This window comes from Bradyrhizobium iriomotense, from assembly GCF_030160715.1.
GTDB lineage: Bacteria > Pseudomonadota > Alphaproteobacteria > Rhizobiales > Xanthobacteraceae > Bradyrhizobium > Bradyrhizobium iriomotense.
In genome coordinates, this window is sequence record NZ_BSOW01000044.1 from 1 (window position 1) to 26051 (window position 26051).

General features: G+C 63.7%; 25 protein-coding genes, 1 tRNA gene and 2 pseudogenes. 20 read left to right on the plus strand and 8 right to left on the minus strand.

Translation table 11 applies throughout. The features are described from left to right. Together QQL28_RS39715 and QQL28_RS39720 are read left to right on the plus strand one after the other, a co-directional pair. Positions 1–388: pseudogene (locus tag QQL28_RS39715) on the plus strand (hypothetical protein); the annotation flags it as partial. Positions 389–611: 223 nt separating this feature from the next. Next, complete coding sequence (locus QQL28_RS39720) at positions 612–1331, plus strand: transglycosylase SLT domain-containing protein (RefSeq protein ID WP_284274453.1); 720 nt, start codon at positions 612–614, stop codon at positions 1329–1331. 24 nt (positions 1332–1355) lie between these two features. On the opposite strand, the gene QQL28_RS39725 is transcribed toward QQL28_RS39720, so the two are convergent. From QQL28_RS39725 to QQL28_RS39735, 3 genes are all read right to left on the minus strand, one after another. Further along, on the minus strand, positions 1356–1619 hold the full coding sequence (locus tag QQL28_RS39725) for a hypothetical protein (RefSeq protein WP_284274454.1): 264 nt from the start codon (positions 1617–1619) through the stop codon (positions 1356–1358). Then, the gene (locus QQL28_RS39730; RefSeq protein WP_284274455.1) at positions 1604–1804 is read right to left on the minus strand and encodes a hypothetical protein; all 201 of its coding nucleotides are present in this window, start codon (positions 1802–1804) and stop codon (positions 1604–1606) included. The genes QQL28_RS39725 and QQL28_RS39730 overlap by 16 nt, the downstream gene beginning before the upstream one ends. Positions 1805–1937: 133 nt before the next feature. After that, positions 1938–2201: a hypothetical protein gene (locus tag QQL28_RS39735; protein ID WP_284274456.1), complete on the minus strand. Its 264-nt coding sequence runs from the start codon at positions 2199–2201 to the stop codon at positions 1938–1940. 240 nt (positions 2202–2441) lie between these two features. Here QQL28_RS39735 and QQL28_RS39740 point away from each other — a divergent pair, with 240 nt between their 5' ends. The 5 genes and pseudogenes from QQL28_RS39740 to QQL28_RS39760 all read left to right on the plus strand — a co-directional run. After that, a complete protein-coding gene (locus QQL28_RS39740; RefSeq protein ID WP_284274457.1) occupies positions 2442–2669 on the plus strand; it encodes a hypothetical protein in 228 nt (75 codons plus the stop codon). A 129-nt stretch (positions 2670–2798) separates the two neighbouring features. Beyond that, positions 2799–2951 (plus strand): hypothetical protein, encoded by a 153-nt coding sequence (locus tag QQL28_RS39745; protein WP_284274458.1) that lies wholly within the window; start codon positions 2799–2801, stop codon positions 2949–2951. A 318-nt stretch (positions 2952–3269) separates the two neighbouring features. Continuing rightward, positions 3270–3410 carry a hypothetical protein gene (locus tag QQL28_RS39750; protein WP_284274459.1) on the plus strand — a complete coding sequence of 47 codons (141 nt, stop codon included), beginning with the start codon at positions 3270–3272 and terminating at the stop codon, positions 3408–3410. Positions 3411–4135: 725 nt separating this feature from the next. Further along, positions 4136–4306 carry a hypothetical protein gene (locus tag QQL28_RS39755; RefSeq protein ID WP_284274460.1) on the plus strand — a complete coding sequence of 57 codons (171 nt, stop codon included), beginning with the start codon at positions 4136–4138 and terminating at the stop codon, positions 4304–4306. 155 nt (positions 4307–4461) lie between these two features. Then, a pseudogene (locus QQL28_RS39760) lies at positions 4462–4593 on the plus strand (GyrI-like domain-containing protein); the annotation flags it as partial. 418 nt (positions 4594–5011) lie between these two features. Here the strand turns inward: QQL28_RS39760 and QQL28_RS39765 are convergent. After that, positions 5012–5218, minus strand: coding sequence for a hypothetical protein (locus QQL28_RS39765; RefSeq protein ID WP_284274461.1), 207 nt, complete (start codon positions 5216–5218; stop codon positions 5012–5014). 739 nt (positions 5219–5957) lie between these two features. Here QQL28_RS39765 and QQL28_RS39770 point away from each other — a divergent pair. Further along, positions 5958–6164, plus strand: coding sequence for a cold-shock protein (locus tag QQL28_RS39770; RefSeq protein WP_284274462.1), 207 nt, complete (start codon positions 5958–5960; stop codon positions 6162–6164). A 778-nt stretch (positions 6165–6942) separates the two neighbouring features. Next, entirely contained in the window at positions 6943–7164 is a 222-nt protein-coding gene (locus QQL28_RS39775; protein WP_284274463.1) for a PRC-barrel domain containing protein, read from the plus strand. Positions 7165–7490: 326 nt separating this feature from the next. Here the strand turns inward: QQL28_RS39775 and QQL28_RS39780 are convergent, their stop codons facing one another. After that, entirely contained in the window at positions 7491–7658 is a 168-nt protein-coding gene (locus QQL28_RS39780) for a hypothetical protein (RefSeq protein WP_284274464.1), read from the minus strand. Between the two features lie 293 nt (positions 7659–7951). Here QQL28_RS39780 and QQL28_RS39785 point away from each other — a divergent pair, with 293 nt between their 5' ends. The 3 genes from QQL28_RS39785 (at position 7952) to QQL28_RS39800 (ending at position 10576) form a co-directional block, all read left to right on the plus strand. Further along, complete coding sequence (locus QQL28_RS39785; protein WP_284274465.1) at positions 7952–8233, plus strand: hypothetical protein; 282 nt, start codon at positions 7952–7954, stop codon at positions 8231–8233. Between the two features lie 1748 nt (positions 8234–9981). Next, complete coding sequence (locus tag QQL28_RS39795) at positions 9982–10242, plus strand: hypothetical protein (RefSeq protein ID WP_284274467.1); 261 nt, start codon at positions 9982–9984, stop codon at positions 10240–10242. A 142-nt stretch (positions 10243–10384) separates the two neighbouring features. Continuing rightward, on the plus strand, positions 10385–10576 hold the full coding sequence (locus tag QQL28_RS39800; protein WP_284274468.1) for a hypothetical protein: 192 nt from the start codon (positions 10385–10387) through the stop codon (positions 10574–10576). A 1-nt stretch (position 10577) separates the two neighbouring features. On the opposite strand, the gene QQL28_RS39805 is transcribed toward QQL28_RS39800, so the two are convergent. Next, complete coding sequence (locus QQL28_RS39805) at positions 10578–10844, minus strand: hypothetical protein (protein WP_284274469.1); 267 nt, start codon at positions 10842–10844, stop codon at positions 10578–10580. A 235-nt stretch (positions 10845–11079) separates the two neighbouring features. On the opposite strand from QQL28_RS39805, the gene QQL28_RS39810 reads away from it, so the two are divergent. After that, positions 11080–11301 (plus strand): hypothetical protein, encoded by a 222-nt coding sequence (locus QQL28_RS39810; protein ID WP_284274470.1) that lies wholly within the window; start codon positions 11080–11082, stop codon positions 11299–11301. Between the two features lie 416 nt (positions 11302–11717). Here QQL28_RS39810 and QQL28_RS39815 read toward each other — a convergent pair. After that, positions 11718–11794: transfer RNA gene (locus QQL28_RS39815), tRNA-Arg, on the minus strand. Between the two features lie 382 nt (positions 11795–12176). Here QQL28_RS39815 and QQL28_RS39820 point away from each other — a divergent pair. From QQL28_RS39820 to QQL28_RS39845, 6 genes are all read left to right on the plus strand, one after another. Then, entirely contained in the window at positions 12177–17381 is a 5205-nt protein-coding gene (locus QQL28_RS39820) for an alpha-2-macroglobulin family protein (protein ID WP_284274471.1), read from the plus strand. Between the two features lie 96 nt (positions 17382–17477). Beyond that, positions 17478–19631, plus strand: a complete 2154-nt coding sequence (pbpC, locus tag QQL28_RS39825) for a penicillin-binding protein 1C (protein ID WP_284274472.1) — start codon at positions 17478–17480, stop codon at positions 19629–19631. A gap of 50 nt (positions 19632–19681) precedes the next feature. Next, complete coding sequence (locus tag QQL28_RS39830; RefSeq protein WP_284274473.1) at positions 19682–21424, plus strand: ArnT family glycosyltransferase; 1743 nt, start codon at positions 19682–19684, stop codon at positions 21422–21424. A 1-nt stretch (position 21425) separates the two neighbouring features. Further along, a complete protein-coding gene (locus tag QQL28_RS39835; RefSeq protein ID WP_284274474.1) occupies positions 21426–22265 on the plus strand; it encodes a phosphatase PAP2 family protein in 840 nt (279 codons plus the stop codon). Between the two features lie 63 nt (positions 22266–22328). After that, positions 22329–23060 carry a glycosyltransferase family 2 protein gene (locus QQL28_RS39840; RefSeq protein ID WP_284274476.1) on the plus strand — a complete coding sequence of 244 codons (732 nt, stop codon included), beginning with the start codon at positions 22329–22331 and terminating at the stop codon, positions 23058–23060. Further along, positions 23057–23395: a lipid-A-disaccharide synthase N-terminal domain-containing protein gene (locus QQL28_RS39845; protein ID WP_284274478.1), complete on the plus strand. Its 339-nt coding sequence runs from the start codon at positions 23057–23059 to the stop codon at positions 23393–23395. Before QQL28_RS39840 ends, QQL28_RS39845 begins: the two co-directional genes overlap by 4 nt. 62 nt (positions 23396–23457) lie before the next feature. On the opposite strand, the gene metC is transcribed toward QQL28_RS39845, so the two are convergent. Next, complete coding sequence (gene metC, locus QQL28_RS39850) at positions 23458–24651, minus strand: cystathionine beta-lyase (protein WP_284274480.1); 1194 nt, start codon at positions 24649–24651, stop codon at positions 23458–23460. Between the two features lie 382 nt (positions 24652–25033). Here metC and QQL28_RS39855 point away from each other — a divergent pair, with 382 nt between their 5' ends. After that, positions 25034–26050, plus strand: a complete 1017-nt coding sequence (locus tag QQL28_RS39855; protein ID WP_284274483.1) for an amino acid ABC transporter substrate-binding protein — start codon at positions 25034–25036, stop codon at positions 26048–26050. Position 26051: the final 1 nt, after the last annotated feature.

Below are 26051 nucleotides of genomic sequence, written 5' to 3' on the forward strand. Positions count from 1 at the left end.
CTGGTGGTGGGACGTTGGCGGCGCCTGGTACTATTATCCGGAGCGCATGGACGGCCCTCCCGCCTACATCTCCGAAGAGTACATCGATGATGTGCCGGTGGCCTATGCGCCGCCGCCCCCGGCTTATGCACCGCCTCCGCCGCCGCCTGCTCCGGCAGACCCGGGCGCGAGTGCGCTCGGCGGGGCCATCGTCGGTGGCGTGCTCGGCGGGCTGATCTCCGGCAACGCGACGGGAGCTGCCGCCGGCGCCGTGCTTGGCGGCGCAACGGGTGCGATCGCCGGCGCAACGGCCGCATCGCAGCCGGGCTATTATTGGTCGCAGGGCAGTTGCTACTACCGCTATCCGAGCGGCCAGTACGTGCTTGCCGATCGGCGCGCGTGCTACTGATCAGCCGATCGATCACGATCTGACCGAGGCGGGCCCAAGGCCCGCCTCTTTCATTTGAGACGCCGTTTCGGATTGCCGCGCGATCGCGCGGCGGACCTGCCAACAAGCGTTGTTAACTGGCCTCGGCTATCAAGCGCCGATGAGGCCTTGCAAGCGCATTCCTTGGATACTGCACGCCGCGCCGCTCTGTCTGGTGGCTGCGCTGGGGCTCGCGGCCAGTCCAGTGAGCGCTGGCGCAGCGGATGATGCTGCGGCCGACGTCACTGGCGCGGTCACGTCGGACAGTGTCGAGGCTGCATCAGTTGCGGATGCCGAGCCGTTTCCGGCGCGTGCATCCGTGCGCGCGCTGATCGAGAAGGAAGCCGCGAGGACGAAATTGCCGCCCGATATCGCAGAAGCCGTCGTCTTCGTTGAAAGCCGCTACGATTCCACGGTGATCGGCCGCGTCGGCGAGATCGGGCTGATGCAGGTCAGGCCTGAAACGGCGGCCATGCTCGGCTTCAAGGGCACCACGGCCGAACTCGCCAGACCCGAGATCAATATCCACTACGGTGTAACCTATCTCGCCAGGGCCTGGCGGCTGGCGCAGGGCGATCTCTGCCGCGCACTGATGAAATACCGCGCCGGGCACGGCGAAGAGACCATGACGCCGCGCTCCGTGATCTACTGCAATCGCGCGCGAAACCGCCTCATTGCGATGAACTCGCCGTTCGCGACACCTGGTGCGACGACAGCCGTAGCGCCGGATCCCGAGCCCGCGCGGGCGCTCGTGCGCGCGCAACCGCAAGCACGGCCATCGCCGGTCAAGCCGACCGACGTCTATGCGACCTACAAACACGGCACGGCGGCGGCCAGCCGCGCATTCTGGGCCGCGCATGAAGCCCGTGTCCGTGCGATCAAGGCGCGCGTCGAGGCCAAATGGCGGCGCGTGGCGACACGTTAGGCAATCGGCGGAGCTGCCTACGTCTCAATCATTTTCGGGCACGCGGACACGGCCACTCGACGCGCGCTGGGCTTCCTGTGGCGGCGCACAACAACTGCCTGAAATTTTGTCTGGCGCTCCCGGCGCGTTCGCGGTTTTGATCAAAGAAAAAACAATTGAAATTGATTCGCGGGGAAACGGGACATGCTGGACGCTATCCAGATCAGCGTTGCGCTTTGGGGAATGATCGTGTGCGGCAGCATCAAGGCCGCGCAACTGGCGCAACATCTCTTCTAGAAAATCAGCCAACTCACCACTGCTACTCCGGCCCAGATCAGGCCACCGATCCAGGCGACCATGACGACGCCTATGGTCGCGAGATAGGCTACGCCGAGCAGATCGCGGCTCCGGCGCGGCGCCTGTGCGTCCGCGTGCGTGGCTGCTGCTTCGGCGTCGTGCGTCATGGCGGGCAGGGGTGTCGGTTGATGCGTCATTGGCGTGCCCCGCGGCCGCAACATCGCGCGGCCGCACGGCCCGCCTTTTAGCCGAGGAATTGCTCCGCCACTGTGATTAAATTCACATTCGCGGTCGCAATCCGTGAACCGTCGTCCACACGAGCGGCCGGCTTCAGGCGGCCCGGCCCCAGTCGGCCGGGGCAAGGGCCTCGAGCTGCCGTTGCAGGGTCGCAACCGTCGCCTGAAGGTTGTCGCGGCGTCCCCGCAGCGTCTGGGCCAGCATCGGATAGGCGAGGCTGGCGGGATCGAACTCGCCGGCCTTGCGCTCCTCTTCCTTGATATCGGCATCGAGGAGTTGAGCCCTCCATCGCAGGTCGGCGATCAAGGCATGGAGTTGTGTGGCGGCGGTCGCTTCGAAGCGGGACATCGGCTGCATGGCTTGCCTCACTGTGAAACAGACCCACGGCGGGTCTGGCTGATTGGGCATGCCTGAGCAAAGCGAGTGCCAGTCCGACAGAAGGGCCTGACGGCCGCGAGGCGTCATGGCCGAAATCTTGCTGCACCCGGCGTTAACCAAACATACCCAGGAGGCGGAACCCGGGCGGGGACGCAGGCTTATAATCCCTGCCAGTCGCTCTGCGCGGGTCGGCCGCGTTGTGAGCTGGGGGTATGCGTCATGTCCAAGGCCATCGAGCTGATCGTTGAAGGTTTTACGCGAATCAGGGATCGCCAGTCGCTGGAGGATCTGCGGATGCACAGGCGGCGCCTTGTCGTCGATCTCAAGTCCATCAGGGGATTCGACTGTCGCCAGTCGATCGCGCAGATCGACGACGATATCGAGGTGATCGATCGCGGCTTGAGAAGCCTCGACGAGCCCGTCGAGGCGATTGCGAAACAGCTTTAGCCGCCGCGAGGGGCGTCCTGCGCGGCCTCCGACTGTTCCGATTATCCGCAGGATGGCCGCGGCGACCCCGCGTTCATACGGGGGCGAATTGTCACGCTTTGTCCACTTCCTCGGAGCATCATCGCCGTCATGAGTTCGGAGTATGACCCCGAGAGTGAAGCCGCGGCAGCGATGAAGCGCGCTGCGGCCTCCGAAGGTGCCGACCGGCAACGGCTGATCCAGCTGGCGCTGGCCTGGCATCATCTCGCGCGGGAGCGGCGTACGAACGACGCGGCAGAGTAGGGCGCTTCGCCAGCGCCTACCAAAAATCCGGAAAACAACCCCATGCAAAGGAGCGGGCGGCCCCCATCGGCAGCCTCAAGGGCGGGCTCTCGCGCGCTGAGACGCGCGGTCGCGGGCCGGCCCGTTCGGCGCTGTGGAACCGTTGGCTCCTGACCGACTTGCCTTGCTGTGCCGACGACCGCCGACTGTCGGCATACGTGGGAATGGCGGCCTCGGTGTGATGCCCCCCGTACCAGCCGAGGCCGTTTCTGATCGCGACGACGGACGCCGATCATGCGGCGATCTTCAATTCGATCACTCCGCTCAAAGCGGGCGCGCATGAGCGTCGCCTGGATCGCGCTCGTTGCGGTTGCCGGCTTCGTACTCTTCCTGTGCATTCATTTTGGCGAACTGGCGCAGCAGGCGGCGCTCGAACGCCTCTCGACGCATCCTTCGCAATCGGTTGGCCAGCGAAATTGATCCCCGCGCCGTTCGCTCTGCGCAAACGCGCCTGCATCATGTTACCATCGCCAGGGGCTCACCTGGGCGAACGCGACTTCGTCGGCGCGACGTTACCGAAGCGGGTCAAGGCGAAGGGTAGGGTCGAAGCGGAACGAGATCCTGGCGCAGCGGTCATTCGCCACGCGTCGGCTCGTGAAAAACGGCAGGGCTTCCGCCGCCGCGGAAGGGATGCCTGTCGTGGACCTTTCGAAAGTCTCTTGTTCGACGCCTGCGTCCTGTCTGTTTACGCACCGTTCTGTTTACGCACCGTAGAAGATCTTGATTCCCCACAACACGATGACGATACCCAAGACCAAACTGGCTGCCGCCAGTACACTTTCCAAGGAAGCGACTCTCATTTTACTCTCCGCTTCCCAGCCCCGCTTCCGATCTAGGTGATTCGCGGATTCCCCGGCAATTGCGGGAATCTCGGGCTTTGACGTTCTTTCTCGGATCGTTGTTTGCGCGCCACAACCGTATTTTCACGGACCGAAGGCCGCGGCATGCCGCCAGGACCTTGAGGAGGCCGCCGGGCAGGCCCCCCGGGGCGGAGCGCTGGAAAAGCCGCCAACAGCATCAGGCCAAGATTGAGGCCAATCGCCGATGTCGGGGGAGGCGAACGACGCTGATGCAGTCTTGATCACTTCAAATTCCGCTTTTAGTCTGGTGGCTTTCCTCAAGATATTTCAGTCGAGAGCATATTCATGGACACCAAGAATCTGCGCTTGCGCGCGCACCAAAGGAATATCGATCGGTACGAGGGCCTGCTCAAAACCCAGCTAACCGATGCCGAACGAAAATTTGTCGAAAGGCGCTTATCCGAAGAGCGTTTCTCGATTGCAACTTTGGAACATACGGGACCAGCCCCGAGCTGATTTTCCATGTTCAGGTCCCCCGGTCACCACCCGGACACCGGGAGCCCTGCTGGACGGTCGCCGACCGGTGACCGGGCCGAAACCCCATTTGAGCGAGATGGTGACCTGATGTCGTCTGTAGAGGAGACAGACTTGGCTCGGTGATGCGCCTCTAACTTTATCGCGACTGGCTTCCGGCCAGCGGCGAGGAAGCACGCGACTTCCCGATCTATTGCCAGCGGCTGAGCTTGTTCCCGCAGGTGCCGGAGCATGAGGCGGTCGCGGAACTATTTTTGTCGTTGAGATAGCGCGCTCCAACGGCGGCCTGTCCCTTCCGATCGAAAGACACGGACAGCTGCAGCGTCTCTTGCTTCGCTTTAAGCGTCATGGAGTGCGGACCTGTGGAGCTGACGCGTGGCTTTACTGACAAAATTCCGCCCGGGTGTATCCTTCCGCAGGCGGAGCTTGAGTCGTCATGCTGGAAGCCATTCTCATGTTGCTGGGAATCGGGGCCGCAGCTCTTCTGCTGATCGCGTTCTGGGGATTGCACAGACACGTATAGGGCGCCCGAGAATTTCGTTTTGTGCTCGGCTCAGCCAAACCTTACGCGTGAAGCGGGGAATGGTCAGGCCCGGCGTCCATCACCGGACGCGCGCCGCGCCGTGAGCGTTTGATTGCAGATAACCAAACGCCCGTCAGTCAGGCCACGCTGGTGGCCTTGTTTCGCTAGGCCTCAAGACACGGGACGGCGAAGTGTTCGCAGATCGAGGCAAAGGTCTTTTTCGCTTCGGCATCCTCGAAGCAAAAGCGCATCCCCTTGTCAGCCCGCTCGATCGACCAATCAATCTTGCTTCCCCGTGCAATTCGGGACGCCTCGGCACGCAATTGATCTAGCTGCCTTCCGTAAACCCGGACGATGACGCTGTTTTCCATGGTTTGAAACTCATTTGGCTGAAACGTTCCAAGAATTACGCCACCACCACGAAATGAAACTTACCTGGCGACGCTCGATCAAACTGGGCTCCTCTAAATTCCCAGCGACAACAGCTTATCAATCCTGATGCCATGCCCGTGTGAAGAGGATCACAGCGGTCTCGGCCATGCTGGCGAGTCTTGTCGTCCCCAAAAAGGCCGCAGCGACAACCGCGCCGCTGCGGCCCCGCCGGGTCAAAAAAATAGGTGAAGTATTCGCCAGCCCCGGTGTTGCTAAGCCTACGCCGACGTTGCTACCCCGCAAATTAAAACTGCTGTTTCCCTTAACGGAACCGAGTCACCTGTTGCGCACGCACGACAGATCGTTGGGGAATAGCTAGCGGAATACCGCTGCACGTTGCGAGCCTAAGGAGCGCCCCCAGCCCTTGCCCATTTGGTGCGGATAAGTTTGGTTTTGTTATTCACTGTGTCGATCGCGGTACACGGCATCGGCCGGAATCGCTGTAGGTTTCAGATGCGTCTCTCATGGCGCTCCTCCCTGCACTTGAGCCCGCCGGGAATGGCGGGCTCCCTTCGATGCACCAGGACATGGCCCTCGCATTGTGAGGCCGGGATCCGAACGAGCGCAGGACGAGACGCGATCTCGCTCGCTCCTATGTCCGGAATCGAACAGTCAAGGCATCCGTGGTTAGGCTACGCTCTACTTTGCGAGATACTTTTTTGATTCGGAGATTTGACCTTGGCAATGGGTAAAGTGAAGTGGTTCAACGCGACCAAAGGCTATGGCTTCATCCAACCTGATGACGGCGGCTCAGACGTCTTCGTGCACATTAGTGCTGTCGAGAAGGCCGGCTACACGGGCTTGGCCGAGGGCGCGCGGATTAGCTATGAGTTGATGGCGGGGCGCTCCGGTAAGATGTCCGCGGAAAACCTGCGGATCGGCTGATGGGGAGTGCGGCTCTTCGGTAAAGCGCTCCTAGACACGCGGTCTCAGGCTGACGCCCGCTTGGTGCGCAGCGGCCGGTACCACTTTGCGACATACGAACCTCCTCGGGGTTCGAAAAACAATCCCACACCTCTGGCTAGCTCGCGATTGGGGCGGCTCTGGTTCACACCTCGCGCTGAGTCCAGCCAGCGCGAACCGGCCTGCCTCGTTTTCATCGCCTCAGCCGCCGCACATGGTTCCCTCTGGAGCTGTTTAGGACCTTTCGAGCGCGACGAGCGTTGAGACGATAGCACCGGGGCAGGACCGCAATCCCCGGAGTTCGGATCATGAGCACGATCCCTACGGACCTCGAAAGAAAGTTCGAACAACGGTGGGCCGCCAGATTGGCGCGGTCCATTCCACCGGCTCCATTTACGCGCCCCGTCTGTCCGAAGTGCAACGCCCAGATGATGCTCGTCAGCATCGAGCCAGAAAGCCCAAGCGTGGACTTGCAGATGTTTCGATGCGCTGTCTGCAATCACGCACTTACAACCTTCGCGGCCCATGAAGATCCCATGCATTCCAAGGCCCTTGGTCGCTGGCTTCAAGGCGATTTGCACCCACCGAAGTAACCCGCGCTGCAAGTGGTGACCAAAGGCGAGACGCCGCAACTGCCAGAAGGTTTCAGGGGCGAACTCGACAAGGACGGCTGGCGGCACAGACGCGCGCGAAGCGGCGGTAGCCTCAATGCATCTGTCGCTCTAACTGATCTTTCACTACTCCGCCGGCCGGGTATGGCATGACCATGTCCGATGACTGGACCAAACGAGCGACAAACATCCTTCGAGAACTTCATGCTGCTGAGACGGAGCTAATCGGCAGGGGTGTTATCCTGACCGACGGTAAGGCGGGGACGGTTGATCACGTGTTCCTTGACGAGGTGCACGGGCTCCGGATCTCGATCGGTGGCCACGACGGCAGGTGGCCGATTTCGACTGTGAAGCTTCTAACCAGAACCTAGACGTGTCCAGAATTTTCCGACACCACCTAATCCCAAGGGCCTCGCTGCGTGAACCCGGCGGGGTCCTTTTTCTTGCGGTGGGTTGCGTGGACGTGGGCGTCAAGAGTGCGGTTGGCGACCACATCGCCAGCACCTCAACTCACCCGATTATTCTTTGAAGGGCGATGAGGGACGCAAAGACGAGCACGACGACTCCGATAAAGGTGATGCCAAGGAAGACATTGTGCATGACGCCGCATCTCCTCCTAGCGGCTCAGAATGACCGCGAACGGATCGTTGATGTGGATAAGCACCATTGAAAGAGGCCGCCAACTGAGGCGGCAGGGTCAGTGAATTTTGATTTCCTGCAGGGGGAGCCGCAACTCCGTAGCTCGCTCCTCTCTGTCCTTTTTGCGAAACTCAATCTCTCGCCGCTCGAATTCAACTAGTTCCTTCCGAACTGCCTCTAGGATGAGGTCGCGCGGCGTCATTCCTAGTTGATCGCGTTCCGTCATCACTCGCTCCCCGTCTCATACTACAGACTACAAAAGGCCTGGAACCGCAGAAAGGTTCATTTCCGTAAGATTACGGATTTATGACGACGGCCGGATCATCGGCCGAGATAGAGCACAATGACCGTTAGAAGCAGCATCAACCCAATGGCGGGGACAATGATCCAAGCTGCTTCATTCCTCATGAAGCGATCTATGGCAGTTCCTCGCTTTGCGCCGATAGTTATACGTTGGGATGCTTTGACCCGATTGCGCCGACCCAGCGACCGAGAGCCCGAGCCGTTGGAGGATGACATTTGCGCCTGATCGCTGGCCTACGGCTTGCAGCACGCCTGAAAGTTATCCGGCTGAGCTTGTGGCTCAGCAAGCGCATGGCCTCGGTCAGAGCGGTGCTTGGGTTGTGGGCGCACGAGCGGCTGCGAGCGCTGGAAAAGATCTGTAAGGCGGTTGATTGCTCAAAAGATCAAGGCCCCGCCGGTTCACGCTGGCGGGCCTTCTACTCGGCGTGGATCAAAAATGAATACATCGAATGCTCTATTCGCGCCGGCAGTCGCAACTCGCGCGAGCGTGCGGCATAATCGCACCTAGGTTGCTTTTCTTTGCGAAACCTCTGAACAGGGTATGTAATATTGGTTGAACTCTGAAGGTGTAGCATTTGGGGTTTAACGTCATGCGTCACTTTTCGAGACGACGACACCCCCAGAAACCCAAGCCACCCTTCAAGGGGGTCGTCGTGTACGGAGGCATGTCCGTTGAGTGTAGCGACGAGGCCGGCGCGAAGAAATTAGCGACCAAGCTGCGCCGGAAAGGTTACCGGCTGGCGGCTCGAACAGCGGATGGCGTATCGCCCTCTTGGAGAATCGACCCCGAGGAATTGGACGAGTGGCTGAGCCGGGAAACCAAAGCCAGCTGATGTAGCCCAGGCTGGCGCTCCAGCAGGTTGCGACGCTCTATTGGGTCCGCGGTGCCGCCGGTTCACGCTGGTGGGCTTCTGTTTCCGTCGACAGTGTTGCATCCAAGCCCTAGCGGTTCAGTCACGTTGTCGCCATGATTTGCTCCAGCCGGTCGGAATCGACCAGCGCGCTGACATGGCTAGGCTCGGCACACCTTCGGCGGGGGCTATGTGCCGGGCCGCCAGCGTGTTGATAACCCGATGGATATCCGGTGCAAAACTAAAGCGTGAGGGCTTCGGTCCCGCGCTCACGCCCCTGATCACAACGCCGCTGAGGCTTAAGAGACTTAGAGAGACCCGCCTCCGAGTCAGGGGGAGAATGGAGGGGTCAAAGTAGCAATGCCCAACGTTTTGAATGTGTCCGAAGGCAGGACAAGGAGCTTGCCAAATTCGGAACATGGTGTTCTGTTGGAGGAACACCGGGGGAGGGATTTTAGTATTTAAACCTTTTCCGCTGATCCGGTGCGGGGCCGCGGGAAGTGATGCTCCTCTGCGGCCTCCTTTTATTTCCTGCGGTTGAGAGCGCGCATCACACCAATCCTCGCAAGCATCATCCGCACTTGGCAATTGCGCCAAGCAAGAGGGGCAACGAGTAGAGGAACGGCGCGTTGATCTTCTCGATATGGATGCGGCCGTCCTGCACTGGCTCAATGCCGCTGGCGATCTCGATCAGCTTGCGGGCGGCGGCTTCCGGGTTGCCAAGGGACGTTCTGCGGTATGCTTCATCGATATCCCATAGCTGGGACTATAGGCTTATTCCAGTTGAAGTCCGGCCTGACGTCGGCGCCGCGCAGACCGCAGATTCGGCACACAAACCGCGGCTCGATGTCTGACAGCCGTAGATCATCGGGCCAGCGATCTGCGCTCAGCGCAACGTTATGGCTGCAACGATAGTCGGCGCAATAGACCAGGACACCGCGCACGCCCATCTCGCGCATGTCGCCGAAGGTGATCTTTTGAGGCCGCATGATGCGCTGACGCGCTGACTAACCCGGATCTGCCCGTGCGATCAGAAGCGGCGATGCAGGCGATGAATCTTATACCATTCCCACCCGGAGACGGTCGCGCGACCGTCAGTGTAAGGCTGCCCGGGGCCATCGCTGGTGGTGATGCATTGCGGCTCGCCATTGACAGAGTACCCAGCGGATTTGCACGCGCTTGCCGGCCCAGAGAATGCCAGAACCGGCACTACTAGCGTGAGCCAAAGGCACTTCTTCATGTTCGTTCTCCCGTTTGGGCCGCACCGTGCAACTCATGGTGAGGGACGATGACGAAGATGCCTCAATTGATCCGTGATATGGCTAACACAGTGACTCGGGCCTGAACGGGACGGGCGCTATGATCTCGCGCCTGGCCGAATAGGGAGGGCGACTCATGACCGATTTGGTACAACGATTGAAATCCGAGCGGTCCCCGCTTTGCCTGGAGGCAGCACGCGAGATCGAGCGCGCCGCCGCGATGCTGCGCGAGGCAAAGGCCGAGATCATTCGTCTGCGCGATGCCAAACGCCGCGCGATGCAGGTCGCCGACGAGCGCGCGAAAGAGGTGGTCGCCTTGCGCATGGAGCTAGCCAAGAGCTTTGGGGTCGACGCTGCGATGATTTCGCGGCTGAGCCGAAAGTCTACGGATCGTTAAACAGCGGGTCGGCAGCGCGATCACCGCCAGCGGCTCGGTCTTCCTCTCTCGTGATACGCATCACAGCGCCTGCGTTGAGCATCGGGCGAAATTCGGAGCGCCGGGCGGAATGGTCCGCCGCACTCGAAACGAAGGCTGATCCATGACCGCTGCTGCTCCACTGACCTCGCTCGAGGACCAGATCGAGAATGTGCGGCTAAAACTCAAGCGCATGGGCCACATCGCGGAGACCGGCCGCGATTTCGCGGCGATTGCCGATGTCGAGGCCCGTGAGCTGATGCCGCTGCTCACGCAGCGCTCGATAACGCTCAGCGCCCGATTTTCATCCGGCTGAGTCAGTGGTCTGATTCAGCGACCTTACGGGATTGCTCGAACAACCAGCCCAACGCCTGCGCGGGGTTCGACCAGCGCACCTCATCGATCTGTTCGGCGATCGTCAGAGCATGTGAAGTCAGAACCTCTACGTCGTGAGGATTGGCGTGGGCTTTTTCCAGGACCTCTATGCACCGATTGAACGCCGCCAGATCTAGCTGGAGTTGCTCGATATTTGACTCACGACGTTTGGCCCCCAAGACCTTCCATGCTCTTCTCTGTCCGCTCATTTTTCTCCCCCTACGCGGTCACGCATTCGTGAGTTCTGTTTGTGGCGGTAACAGGAGGATGGGGAGACCGAATTAGGGATGTTTGCAGCCAAGGCGCCAAAGGTGGGGCAGGGTCGGTTACCTCAGGCGAGTTATGCGCCCGCGTGGGCCATTCCTCGGCCTCAAAGGGGGCTGCTGTGGCTGATCGGGACTGGGGCGGCCTTTCGATGATCCAATAGAGATTGGCGGCTGCAAGTTGGTGACGCTGCGCGATGCCGGCGAGCACATCGCAGCACTGCCGAAGGCCATGCACGGTCGGCCAGAATTGGCAGGCGGCAATGGGGGCGCCTTCCTGGTGGCCGAGAAAGGCGGGCCAACGGTGCGTGCGCGCGTTGGCGTCATGCGGGCGCTGAACCGTAAGAACCAGGTCAGCATGACCGGCTGGCGTTTCAGACCTTGCAAACTTGTAACGAAGTGAACACCAAGGCGCCGCCGGCTCGGCCAAATGCTGGCAAAATGTGACAGCTTATAAGCGGCTCACCCTGGGCCCACAGAAACCACTCCGATGTTATTTCAAGCCGCAATTGTTTGCCTGATCGTACTCAGCATTAGCATTCTCGTCGCCCACGCGGTCGACGCTCTTAGGACGTAGCGAGCCCGCCGGCGTAAACGGCTTGGTATTGCATTCATCGCCTCAGCCGACGGGCATGCGTTGCCAGATGGGGGAGCCTCATGCCGGCGCTACCGTGTATTTTGAACAAACGCTTGGTCTAACCGCAGCGGACTGAAGCGGCTGGAGAGCCTTGTGCCTGAGGTGAAGCAGGCAGATGGGGGAACGGCACGGCCTCCAGCGCGGACGACGTGGGCAAGCTATTGACTTTCGGGCTGAAAAATTGGCGATCCCGGCAGGACTCGAACCTGCAACCCGCGGAGTAGAAATCCGCTACTCTATCCAGTTGAGCTACGGGACCGTCTGGACGGCCCCGGGGTGGGGCCCGGCGACGTCTTTAACACGCCAAATATGAAAAATCCGCACGTCCGCCAAGTCCGGATCGAACCGTTTTCCTCAAGTCAGCGACAAAGCAAAGCGATGGACTTTTCACGGTCCCGTTCTGCGCTAGCTGCGCTTCAGACGTAGCACCCGCGTCCGGGACCCTGTCCACCGGCTGATTTTGTCCGGTGCTGCCACAGGCTGAGGCGGCGCCAGGGGCGGCACTTCGGAGGCCCATTCGGGCTTGCTTGCCAATGGCGCATGCGACGTTTTGCTATTCTGGTTCCATCGCCTTGAGTCTGTCACCTTTCCGCGCATTTCATCGCGCACGCGGCGCTTGTCCGCGGTCCCGGGAGTCCATCATGATCGGTTTGGTTCGCGCTGTCGCAATCTGCGCAACGCTGGCGCTCGGCCTGGTATCGGCGCAGGCCGCCGACAAGGCCTTCAAACGCGACGATCTCGCTGACGCCGCGATCAAGCTGGAAGCCCAGATCAAGAGCGAGGCGGGGCCGGTCGCCAAGACCAACGCGACCCTGCGCACAGATGCGGATGCCGCCTTCAGGCGCAACGATGGCCGCACGGGCCTGTCGATCCTCGGCCAGATCGCCGCCACCACGCCCGAGGATGCCGGCAACTGGCTGCGTCTTGCGCGCGTCATCTTCCAGATCGTGCCGAAGAGCTCGAGCGAGCAGACTTTCCTGCTCGAGCGCGCCTCGACCGCCGCCTACATCGCTTACATGCGCGCCGGCAATCCGGGCGAGGAGGCCGATGCGCTCGCAGTCCTCGGCAAGTCGCTCGCCCAGCGGCATTTGTTCCGGCCGGCGCTGGATGCGCTGCGGCTGTCGCTCGACATGCGCGAGGTTGCCGATGTCCGCGGCCAATACGAGAAGCTGCGGGACGAGCACGGCTTCCGGCTGCTCGACTACACCGTCGATTCCGACTCGGCGAGCCCGCGCGCCTGCTTCCAGTTCTCCGAGGAATTGGCCAAGCGCACCGATTTCGCGCCGTTCCTGGCGCTCGCAGGCACAGACAAGCCGGCGCTGTCGGCCGAGGGCAAGCAGCTCTGCGTCGACGGCCTGAAGCATGGCGAACGCTACAACATCAATCTGCGCGCCGGGTTGCCGTCGACGGTGAAGGAGGGGCTGCCGAAATCGGCCGAGTTCAACATCTATGTGCGCGACCGCAAGCCGTTCGTGCGCTTCACCAGCCGCGCCTATGTGCTGCCGCGCACGGGCCAGCGCGGCATTCCCGTGGTCAGCGTCAATACGCCGGCGGTCAACGTCAACGTGTTCCGGATCGGCGACCGCAATCTGATCAACACCGTCGTCGACAGCGACTTCCAGAAGACGCTGTCGCGCTACCAGCTCTCCGATCTCGGTGGCGAGCGCGGCGTAAAGGTCTGGTCCGGCGAGCTCGCGACCGCGATGACGCTGAACCAGGACGTCACCACCGCATTCCCGGTCGACCAGGCGCTCGGCGATCTCCAGCCCGGCGTGTACGTGATGACGGCCGCGGCCAAGGGGCCGGGCAGCGACGACGATTCCCAGCTCGCGACGCAATGGTTCATCGTCTCGGATCTCGGCGTCACCGCCTATTCCGGCAATGACGGCATCCATGTCTTCGTGAACTCGCTGGCGTCGACCGATCCGGTGGCGAAGGCCGAGGTGCGGCTGGTCGCCCGCAACAACGAGATCTTGGCGACCCGCAAGACCGACGAGGCCGGCCACGTACTGTTCGAAGCGGGGCTGGCGCGCGGCGAGGGCGGGCTGTCGCCGGCGTTGCTCACCGTCAGTGGCGAGAAGACCGATTATGCCTTCCTCAGCCTCAAGACCTCTGCCTTCGATCTGTCCGATCGCGGCGTGGCGGGACGCGCGGTGCCGGCTGGCGCCGATGCCTTCGTCTATGCCGAGCGCGGTGTCTACCGCTCCAACGAGACCGTGTACCTGACCGCGCTCCTGCGCGACGGGCAGGGCAACGCCGTGACCGGCGGGCCTCTGACTCTGGTGATCGAGCGCCCCGACGGCGTCGAATTCCGCCGCGCCGTGCTGTCGGACCAGGGCGCCGGCGGCCGCACGTTCTCCGTGCCGCTCAACTCCGCGGTCCCGACCGGGACCTGGCGGGTGCGCGCCTTCACCGATCCGAAGGGCTCATCGGTAGGCGAGACCACCTTTATGGTCGAGGATTACGTCCCCGATCGGATCGAGTTCGATCTCACCGCCAAGGACAAGCTGATCAAGGCGAATGCTCCGGTTGAACTGAAGGTCGACGGCCATTTCCTCTATGGCGCGCCGGCCTCGGGCCTCCAGCTCGAAGGCGACATGCTGGTCGCCACCGCCTCCGAGCGGCCAGGCTTTGCCGGCTACCAGTTCGGCGTCGCCGACGAAGAGACCACCAGCAACGAGCGCACCCCGCTCGAAAACCTCCCCGAGGCCGACGCCAATGGCATGGCGACCTTCCCGGTCACGCTCGACAAGCAGCCGGCCTCGAGCCGGCCGCAGGAGGCGCAGATTTTCGTCCGCATGGCGGAGACGGGCGGCCGCGCGGTCGAGCGCAAGCTCGTGCTGCCGGTCGCACCCGCGGCCGCGATGCTCGGCGTCAAGCCGCTGTTCGGCGACCGAAGCGTTGCCGAAGGCGACAAGGCCGAGTTCGACGTCGTGTTCGTTTCGCCCGACGGCAAGACGCTGCCGCGCGACGGCCTGCGTTACGAGCTCCTGAAGTTGGAGTCGCGCTACCAGTGGTATCGCCAGAACAATTACTGGGAGTACGAGCCCGTCAAGTCGACCTCGCGCGTCGCTGACGGCGATCTCACCATTGCCGCCGACAAGCCGTCACGCATTTCGCTGAATCCCCAGCCGGGCCGCTACCGGCTGGACGTGAAGTCGAACGAGGCGGATGGTCCGGTGACGTCGGTGCAGTTCGATGTCGGCTGGTATTCGGACGGCAGCGCCGACACGCCCGACCTCTTGGAGACCTCGATCGACAAGCCGCAATACGCCTCCGGCGACACCATGACGGTGTCGGTGAATGTGCGCAGCGCCGGCAAGCTCACCATCAACGTGCTGGGCGATCGCCTGCTGACCACGCAGACCGTCGACGTCAAGGAAGGCACCGCGCAGGTCACGATTCCCGTCGGCAAGGACTGGGGCACCGGCGCCTATGTCGTAGCGACCTTGCGCCGGCCGCTCGATGCGGCCGCCCAGCGCATGCCGGGCCGGGCGATCGGGCTGAAATGGTTCGGCATCGACAAGCAGACGCGCACGCTCGCCGTGAAGCTGACGCCGTCGGCGCTGATCCGGCCGAATTCGACGCTGAAGATCCCGGTGAAGCTCGACGGGCTCAATCCCGGCGAGGACGCCAAGATCGTCGTCGCGGCGGTCGATGTCGGCATTCTCAACCTCACCAACTACAAGCCGCCGGCGCCCGATGATTACTATCTCGGCCAGCGCCGCCTGACCGCCGAGATCCGCGATCTCTACGGCCAGCTCATCGACGGCATGCAGGGCACGCGCGGCCAGATCAAGTCCGGCGGCGACGCCGGTGGTGCCGAGCTCCAGGGTTCGCCGCCCACGCAAAAGCCGCTCGCGCTCTATTCGGGCATCGTCACGGTTGCCGCTGACGGTACCGCGGAAGTGAGCTTCGACATTCCGGAGTTCGCCGGCACCGCGCGCGTCATGGCGGTGGCGTGGACCGCCACAAAGCTTGGCCGCGCCAATACCGACGTCGTGATCCGCGATCCCGTGGTGCTGACGGCGACCCTGCCGCGCTTCCTGCTCAATGGCGATCACGGCACGGTCAATCTCGAGATCGACAACGTCGAAGGGCAGGCCGGCGACTACACGATCTCCGTGAAGACGGGCGGTCCGGTGAAGATGACCGGCAATCCCGCAACCAGCATCAAGCTCGCCGCCAAGCAGCGCAATTCATTCTCGCTTGCGCTCGATGCGACGGCGGCGGGGCAGGCGACGCTCGACGTCGATATCAAGGGGCCGAACGGGCTGGCGCTCGCGCGGCACTATGCGCTCGACGTCAAGGCGGCCACGCAGGTGCTGGCGCGTCGCTCGATCCGCACCCTGGCGAAGGGCGAGAGCCTGACGCTGACCTCGGACATGTTCTCCGACCTCGTGCCGGGCACAGGCAGCGTCTCGGTCTCGGCAAGCCTGTCGACCGCGCTCGACGCCGCGACGATCCTCAAGGCGCTCGATCGTTATCCCTATGGCTGCTCGGAGCAGATCACCAGCCGCGCCATGCCGCTGCTCTACGTCAACGAGCTCGCGGCCGGCGCCCATCTGGCGATGGATACCGAGATCGACCAGCGCATCCGCGATGCCATCGAGCGGCTCCTGGCGCGCCAGGGCTCGAATGGATCGTTCGGGCTGTGGTCGGCTGGCGGTGACGACGCCTGGTTGGATGCCTACGTGACGGACTTCCTGACCCGCGCCCGTGAAAAGGGCTTTGTGGTGCCGGACGTGCTGTTCAAGAACGCGCTCGACCGCATCCGCAACTCCGTCGTCAATGCCAACGAGCCGGAGAAGGACGGCGGCCGCGATCTCGCCTACGGCCTCTACGTGCTCGCGCGTAACGGTGCGGCTCCAATCGGTGACCTCCGCTATCTTGCCGATACCAAGCTGAACAATCTGGCGACGCCGATCGCCAAGTCGCAGCTTGCGGCGGCACTCGCGCTGGTCGGCGATCGCAACCGCGCGGAACGGGTCTACGGCGCAGCACTCGATAGCCTCGCGCCGAAGCCCGTCCTGGAGTTCGGCCGCAGCGATTACGGCTCGCAGCTCCGCGACGCCGCAGCACTGGTCTCGCTCGCCAGCGAAGGCAACGCGCCGAAGGCGACGCTGACCCAGGCCGTGTCCCGCGTCGAGACCGCGCGCGGACTGACGCCCTACACCTCGACGCAGGAGAATGCGTGGCTGGTGCTGGCGGCGAAGGCGCTGGCGAAAGAGAATATGTCGCTCGATGTCGACGGCCAGCCGGTCAAGACCGCGCTGTACCGCAGCTACAAGGCGGCGACGCTGGAGGGCAAGCCGCTGAAGATCACCAACACCGGTGATGCTCCAATACAGGCCGTGGTCTCGGTCTCGGGCTCGCCGGTCACGCCGGAGCCTGCGGCTTCAGCCGGCTTCAAGATCGAGCGCAACTACTTCACGCTCGACGGCAAGCCCGCCGACATCAGCAAGGTCAAGCAGAACGACCGCTTTGCGGTGGTGCTGAAGATCACCGAGGCGAAACCGGAATATGGGCACATCATGGTGTCTGACTATCTGCCGGCGGGTCTCGAGATCGACAATCCGAAGCTGGTCTCGTCGGGCGACAGCGGCACGCTGGACTGGATCGAGGACGGCGAAGAGCCCGAGAATACCGAATTCCGCGACGACCGCTTCACCGCGGCAGTCGATCGGGCCTCGGACTCCAAGGCGGTCTTCACCGTCGCCTATGTCGTGCGCGCGGTCTCGCCCGGCAAATACGTGCTGCCGCAGGCCTATGTCGAGGACATGTACAATCCCTCGCGCTACGGCCGCACGGGGACGGGGGCGGTCGAGGTGCGGGCGGCGAAGTAGAATGGCTCGAAACCTGAGCTAGGTCTTATGAGCGAAGCGGAGCCACACATACAGTCGTCATGCCCGGGCAAAAGCGCGAAGCGCGTCTTCGCGCAGATGACCCGGGCATCCACGGCCACGCGTGCCGTGGGTGGCGACGTGGATGGCCGGGTCAAGCCCGGCCATGACGGAAGGAGAGGGCAACGCGCCTTTCGCATCCTCTCGGCCTGTGCTTTTGCCTTCATCCTCACCATCTGCGCCTTCGTCGCCTGGGTGATCTCCCTCGGTCCTCTCCCACTCGACGAATCCCGCGCAGTCTCCACCACCATCGTCGACCGCAACGGCAAGCTGCTGCGTGCCTATGCGATGGCCGACGGGCGCTGGCGGTTGCCGGTCGATGCCAAGGCCAACATCGATCCGACTTACGTAAAACTGCTGCTCGCCTATGAAGACCAGCGCTTCTACGCGCATGACGGCGTCGATCCGCTCGCGCTCGGGCGCGCCGCGATCCAGCTTGCGACGCGCGGCCATATCGTTTCGGGCGGCTCGACCATCACGATGCAGCTCGCGCGGCTGATGGAGCCGCGGCGGCAGCGCTCGCTCTATGCAAAGCTTCGGCAGATCGTGCGCGCGATCGAGCTGGAGCGCGGCTTGAGCAAGGAGCAGATCCTAGATCTCTATCTCACGCTGGCGCCCTATGGTGGCAATCTCGAGGGCATTCGCGCAGCGTCCATCGCCTATCTCGGCAAGGAGCCGAAGCGGCTGTCGCTCGCTGAAGCCGCGCTTCTGGTCGCATTGCCGCAATCGCCGGAAACGCGCCGGCTCGACCGCTATCCCGAGGCGGCGCGCATCGCGCGCGACCGCGTGCTGGACCGTATGGTCGAAGAGCATCAGATCAGCGCTGACGACGCCAGGCAGGCGAAGGCCGTGCCCGTGCCGAAGCTGCGCAAGCCGATGCCGGTCCTGGCGCCGCATGCATCCGATACCGCGCTCGCGACGATCAAGGACACGCCGGTCATCAAGCTGACGCTGGACGCCAATCTCCAGAAGGTGCTGGAGCCGCTCGCGCGCGACCGCGCCATTGCGCTGGGTGCGAACATCTCGGTCGGCATCATCGTCGTCGATAATGAGAGCGGCGACGTGCTGGCGCGCGTCGGTTCCGCCGATTATTTCGACGAGAGCCGGGCAGGGCAGGTCGACATGACCCGCGCGCTGCGCTCGCCGGGCTCGACGCTGAAGCCGTTCATCTACGGCCTCGCTTTCGAGGACGGCTTCGTCCACCCCGACAGTCTGATCGACGATCGCCCGGTCCGCTTCGGCTCCTATGCGCCTGAGAATTTCGACATGACGTTCCAGGGCACGGTGCCGGTGAAGAAGGCGCTGCAATTGTCGCTCAACGTGCCGGCGATCGTGCTGCTCGACCGTGTCGGCTCCAGCCGCCTGGCCTCGCGGCTGCGGCAGGCCGGCGGGAACCTGGTGCTGCCCAAGGACGAAGCGCCGGGGCTCGCCATGGGCCTCGGCGGTGTGGGTGTCACGCTCCAGGACCTTGCGCAGCTCTATTCGGGTCTCGCCAGGCTCGGAACCACGCGCCCGCTGCGCGAGGTCATGACCGACAGGGACGCACGCGAGCCGCTGCGGCTGCTCGACCAGGTGGCGGCCTGGCAAGTCGGCAACGTGCTCCTGGGTACGCCGCCACCCGAAAACGCCGCCCACAATCGTATCGCCTTCAAGACCGGAACCTCCTACGGCTATCGCGACGCCTGGTCGGTCGGCTTCGACGGCCGCATGACCATCGCCGTCTGGGTCGGCCGTCCCGACGGCGCGCCGGTTCCAGGCCTGATCGGCCGCACGGCCGCGGCGCCCATCCTGTTCGACGCCTTCGCCCGGAGCGGGAAGTTGCCGGTTCCGCTGCCCAAGCCGCCGAAGGGAACCCTGGTCGCCAGCAACGCCAAGCTGCCGTTACCCCTGAGGCGGTTCCGCCCCGTCGGGGAACTCGTCCGCACCGGTGGTGAGCAGGCTCCCCACATCCAGTTCCCCCTGAACGGCTCCCGGATCGACGTCGACCGCTCGGCCGGCGTGGAGGCGGCCGCCATGCCCGTGAAGGTCGCCGGCGGCGTGCTGCCCATGACCATTCTGGTCAACGGAACCGCGCTCGGCGAGATCGACGGACGGCGCCAGCGCCTGATCGATCCGCCCGGGCCGGGCTTTGCGCGGCTGACCGTGATCGATGCCACTGGCGCCGCCGACACAGTCGTCATTCGAATTCAATGATCCCGGCTTAAGCGGTTGTAGGGGTGGCGGTTTCAGCGTATGCGGAACCAATGGTCGAGACCTATGCCCGCCCCCGTTTCGGAGAGCCGCGCGAGCCGAAAACCCCCGTAAATCCGGGCAACCGGTTCGTGCGCGTGATCGATGCCGCCACCGGCAGCCACGCCCGCGCAATCGGCTTCCTGCTCGTGTGTGCGCTGCTTCTGCTGTTGCCCGGCTTCTTCACGATTCCACCCGTCGACCGCGACGAGGCGCGCTTTGCGCAGGCGACCAAGCAGATGGTCGAGACCGGCGATTACGTCGACATCCGCTTCCAGGACGACGTCCGCTACAAGAAGCCGGTCGGCATCTACTGGCTGCAATCGGCCGCCGTTCATACCGCGTCCGCGCTCGGCCTGCCACGCGCCCAATTGCGCATCTGGGTCTACCGGTTGCCGTCGCTGGTCGGCGCGATCGGTGCCGTGCTGATGACCTATTGGACCGCGCTCGGCTTCGTCACGCGCCGCGCCGCCGTGCTTGCGGCGCTGGTGATGTGCGCATCCGTCCTGCTCGGTGTCGAGGCGCGGCTTGCCAAGACCGATGCGGTGCTGCTCTTCACCGTGGTTGCGGCCATGGGCGCGATGGGGCGGGTTTATCTCGCCTGGCAGCGCGGCGAGGACGAGGCGCATCCGCGGTGGAGCTATCCCGCGATCTTCTGGACCGCGATCGCCGTCGGCATCCTGATCAAGGGGCCGCTGATCCTGATGTTCGCCGCGCTCACCATCATCGTGCTGGCGATCCAGGACCGCGACGCCTCCTGGCTATGGCGGCTGCGCCCGCTCTGGGGCCTGATGTGGGTGCTGGTGCTGGTGCTGCCCTGGTTCATCGCGATCTTCTGGCGCGCGGGCGATGCCTTCTTCGCCGATTCCGTCGGTGGCGACATGCTGAGCAAGCTCGGTGCGCAGGAATCCCACGGCGCGCCTCCGGGTGTCTATCTTGCGCTGTTCTGGATCACCTTCTGGCCCGGCGCACCGCTCGCCGCGATGGCGGCGCCGGCGGTGTGGCGGGCACGGCGCGAGCCCGGCGCGCAATATCTGCTGGCGTGGCTGATCCCGTCCTGGATCGTGTTCGAGGCGGTGCTGACCAAGCTGCCGCATTACGTGCTGCCGTTGTATCCGGCGATCGCTATCCTCACGGCCGGTGCCGTGGAGCGTCGCGTGCTGTCGCGCTCATGGCTGGCGCGCGGCTCGGCCTGGTGGTTCGCTATCCCTGCGGCTGGCTCGATCATCGCCGTGGTTGGTGCCGTGATGCTCACGCGCCAGCCGGCTTTCGCCGCGTGGCCGTTCATCGCGGCGTCGCTGATCTTCGGCCTGTTCGCCTGGTGGCTCTATGACAACAACCGCGCCGAACGCTCGCTGCTCAACGCGCTGGTTGCGGCGCTGATGCTGGCGGTCGTGGTCTACGGCCTGGTTCTGCCGTCGCTGACGCCGCTGTTTCCGAGCGTCGAGATCGCGCGCGCATTGCGCAACGTGCGCTGCGTTGCTCCGAAGGCGGCTTCCGCGGGCTATCACGAGCCGAGCCTGGTCTTCCTGACGGGGACGTCGACACTACTGACCGATGGCTCGGGTGCTGCCGACTTCCTCAGCCAGGGAAGCTGCCGCTTTGCGTTCATCGAGCAGCGTTCTGAGCGCAGCTTCGTCCAGCGTGCCGAGGCGATCGGGCTGCGTTACCGCGTCGGTTCGCGCATCGACGGCTACAACTTCTCGCAAGGGCGCGCGATCTCGATCGCAATCTACCGCTCGGAAGGGTCCGAGTAAGATGCCGGCCGACGTCGCACATCGCTCCGGCTATGGCGCGCAGTTGCTGCTGCTGTCCGGCCGCGCGCTGACACAGCTCGTGCGCGCGCCCTCGCATTCGCGGCGCGCGGAGGCGGCGCGCCGGCTGGCGCGCCATTCACTCTGGCTGAGTGCTGCCGGCGCGGCCGTGATCATCGCGCTGATGCTCGCGTTCGATATGAGCGAGATCCAGATGATGCCGGCGCGCGGCACGCCCGGCCTGTGGCCAATCAAAATCCTCACCGATTTCGGCAAGGACGAGTATGTGCTGACGGCGCTCGCCGCCGCGCTCGTGACGGTAGCGCTGATTGCGGCAGGCCGGCACGGCACCTCGCGGGCGCTGCTGCTCGGCTTCGGCACGCGGCTGCAATTCATCTTCTTGTCCGTGCTGTTCTCGGTGCTGGTCGCCGAAATCCTCAAATTCGTCATCGGCCGCGGCCGGCCCTTCGTCGGCGGCAAGGCCGATCCCTTCAACTTCATTCCGTTCAACGGGACCGAGGCCCATTACAGCCTGCCGTCCGCGCATGCGGTGACGGCGTTCGCGCTGGCGTTTGCGGTGGGCGCGCTCTGGCCGCGGCTGCGCGTGTTCATGTTCACCTACGCCATCGTGATCGCGCTGACGCGGCTGGTGCTGCTCGCCCATCATCCGAGTGACGTCGTGGCCGGCGCCCTGGTCGGCATCGTCGGCGCCATGGCGATGCGCTACTGGTTTGCGGCACGGCGGCTCGGCTTCGCCATCCGCAGCGACGGGGCGATCGTGGCGCTTCCCGGGCCGGTGTTCGCACGCCTCAAAAGGGTTGCCCGCGGGGCATCCGCCCCATAAAAGCGGCTGCCTGCCGACCGGACCGGTTCCCGCCGCGGGCCCATTCCAACCACGAGCATCGATTTGTCGTTCCAGCCCTCGGTTTCCATCGTCGTCCCCGTGCGCAATGAGGCGGACAATATCGCGCCTCTGATCGAGGAGATCGGCGCTGCGCTCGATGGCCGCTGGGCCTATGAGATCGTCTACGTCAATGACGGCTCGACGGATGCAACCGGCGAGCGGCTGTCGGCCATCATGAAGCAACGGGGCAATCTGCGTCAGCTCCGCCATGCCAGGTCGACCGGACAGTCGGCGGCCGTGCGCAGCGGCGTGCGCGCGGCGCGCGGCGCGATCGTGGCCACGCTCGACGGCGACGGCCAGAACAATCCGGCCTTTCTGCCGGACCTCATCGCAGCGGTCGAGAAAAGCGAGGGCATCGGCCTCGTCGCCGGCCAGCGGGTCGGGCGCAAGGACACCGGCTTCAAGAAGTTGCAGTCGCGCATCGCCAACGGCGTGCGCGGCACGATCCTGAAGGATGGCACGCGCGACACCGGGTGCGGTCTGAAGGCCTTTCGCCGCGAGGTGTTTTTGATGCTGCCCTATTTCGACGGGCTGCATCGCTTCCTGCCGGCGTTGGTGCGCCGGGAGGGTTTCGAGATCGCCTATGTCGACGTGATCGACCGGCCGCGCCGCGCCGGCGTTTCAAACTACGGCTTCTTCGACCGGCTATGGATCGGGATCATGGATCTTGCCGGTGTATGGTGGTTGATCCGCCGCAAGAAGCCGACACCAGATGTGACTGAGGTGAAGGCATGATCATCCAATACGGCCAGGCGCTGAGCAACTATCTCTACGACGTCTTCGTCGCCAAGTTCGACTTCTGGCTCGCTTTCGGCCTGGTCGCGCAGCTGTTCTTCACGGCGCGCTTTCTCGTGCAATGGATCGCGAGCGAACGTGCCGGAAACAGCGTGGTGCCGATGGCCTTCTGGTTCTGCTCCATGGGCGGCGGGCTGATGACGCTGGTCTATGGTGTCGTGAAGCGCGAGCCGGTCATCATCCTCGGACAGGCGCTCGCGACCGTGATCTATATTCGCAACATCATGTTGATCTGGAAGAACCGCGGCAGCGCCCCGAAGACGCAGGACCGCTGATCCTTTGGTGCGCCCACCTTCGTTGCGGCGCGTTTGTTGAGCGCGATGCCCAATGCGGAGGCTCACATTGCCGCTTTGAAGGCAGCAAAGCCGCGATCGAGATCGGCCTTGAGGTCCTCAACGCTCTCGAGCCCGATATGCAGACGCAGCGTCGGACCGCCCGGCGCCCACTTCGTTGCCGTGCGATAAGCGTCGCAGTCGAAGGGAATGGCAAGGCTCTCGAAGCCGCCCCATGAATAGCCCATGCCGAACAGCTTGAGGCTATCGAGCATGGCATCGACGGCTTTCTGCGGCGCGGGCCTCAAGACGAGGCTGAACAGGCCCGAGGCGCCGGTGAAGTCGCGCTTCCAGATCGCGTGGCCGGGATCGGTCTCGAGCGCGGGATGGAGCACGCGCGCGACCTCGGGCCGCGTGGCTAGCCAGCGCGCGATCTCAAGCCCCGAGCGATAATGCTGCGCCAGCCGTACCGACAGCGTGCGCATACCACGCAGCGCGAGGAAGACGTCGTCGGGACCGGCGCAGACGCCGAGCAGGCGGATGGCTTCGGTCACGAGCGGCCAGGCTCTGGCATTGGCGGAGATGGTGCCGAACATGATGTCGGAGTGGCCGCCGATATATTTGGTCGCGGCCTGCATGCTGATGTCGACGCCCTGGTCGAGCGAGCGATGATAGAGCGGCGTCGCCCAGGTGTTGTCGTCGATGACGAGCGCGTCGCGGGCATGCGCGACCTCGGCGATCGCGCGAATGTCAGGCATCTCGAAGGACTGCGAGCCCGGCGCTTCCACCAGCACTGCGCGCGTGTTGGGCTTGAACAGCGCCTCGATGCCTGCGCCGATCAGCGGATCGAAATAGGTGGTTTCGACGCCGTAGCGCACGAGCAGGCCGTTGCAGAAATTACGGGAGGGCCGATAGACGTTGTCGCAGACGAGCAGATGATCGCCCGTCTTCAGCACCGCGAGCAGGGTGGTGGTGATCGCAGCGAGGCCCGACGGCGCGATGCCGACGCCGGCGCAGTTCGGTCCCTCCAGCGCCATCAGCGTCTCCTGGAGCGCTTTGGTGGTGGGGGTGCCGTGGCGGCCATACTGGAACTCGCCGCGATGGGCGTGCAGGTCCGCGGCGGTCGGGTAGAGCACGGTCGAACCGTGTACGACCGGCGGATTGACAAAACCCTTCTGCGCCTTGGTGTCGCGGCCGGAGGTCACCAGCCGGGTGTCGGGATGTTGCGAGAAGGGCTTTGCGCCCGCAGATGAATCCATGCGTGTGCTTTCAAAACTGGGATTGTCGGCGCGGAAAGTCCCCGCGCCGGACGGCGGATCGACCGCAACTGGTAATAACAGATCACAGAAGAGTCCCGTCAACCCCTTGACCCGGCACGCCAGTCGTTCTGTGATGCGCAGGTGCTATTCTGTCGCTGCATGTTGAGGGGCTTGCCGCGACCTTCGATCCACCGCGTGAGGGACCATGCCTGACAGCCAGGCGTCCAAAGGTCTTAGGCAGGGGATCAACGGGGTTGGCCCACAGCTTGCACGATGTTCAGCGAAAGACGTTCAGCGAAGGATGTTCGACGAACGTTCCCATACGCCCTTAGAGACGACCGCGCGTCGCCCCCAACGCGACGCCCTTGAAAGGCTTCAGCCCATGAAACGCGTAACTCTGGTTCTCACCCTTGCTCTTGCCGCCGGCCTGTCCGCCTCGGCCGCCCATGCTCAAACGCTCAAGACCATCAAGGACAGGGGCATGCTGTCCTGCGGCGTCAGCCAGGGCTTGCCGGGCTTCTCGTCGCCGGACGACAAGGGCAACTGGACCGGCCTCGACGTCGACCTCTGCCGCGCGGTCGCGGCGGCCATATTCAACGATGCGACGAAAGTCAAATACGTGCCGACGTCCGCCAAGGACCGGTTCACTGCGCTCCAATCCGGAGAGATCGATCTGCTCTCGCGCAACACCACCTGGACGATCTCGCGCGATACCTCGCTCGGCGCCAATTTCGCCGGCGTGAACTACTATGACGGCCAGGGCTTCATGGTGAAGAAGTCGCTCAAGGTGAATTCGGCGCTGGAACTCAACAGCGCCTCGGTCTGCGTCCAGACCGGTACCACCACCGAGCAGAATCTCGCCGACTACTTCAAGGCCAACAACATGAAGTACGAGGTGATCGCGTTCGCCACCAATGACGAGACGGTCAAGGCCTACGAATCCGGGCGCTGCGACGTCTTCACCACGGACCAGTCGGGCCTCTACGCCAACCGCCTGAAGCTCGCCAATCCCAACGACCACATGGTGCTGCCGGAGATCATCTCCAAGGAGCCGCTCGGCCCGATGGTGCGCCACGGCGACGATCAGTGGTTCGACATCGTGAAATGGACCCTGTTCGCGATGGTCACGGCCGAAGAGCTCGGCGTCACCTCGAAGAACGTCGAGGAGAAGGCGAAGTCGGACAATCCGGAATTGAAGCGCGTCCTCGGCAGCGACGGCAATTTCGGCGAGCAGCTCGGCCTGACCAAGGACTGGGTGGTCCGGATCGTGAAGCTGGTCGGCAATTACGGCGAGGTGTTCGACCGCAACGTCGGCGCCGGCTCACCGCTCGGTATCGCCCGCGGCCTCAACGGCCTCTGGAACAAGGGCGGTCTCCAGTACGCGCCGCCGATCCGCTGAT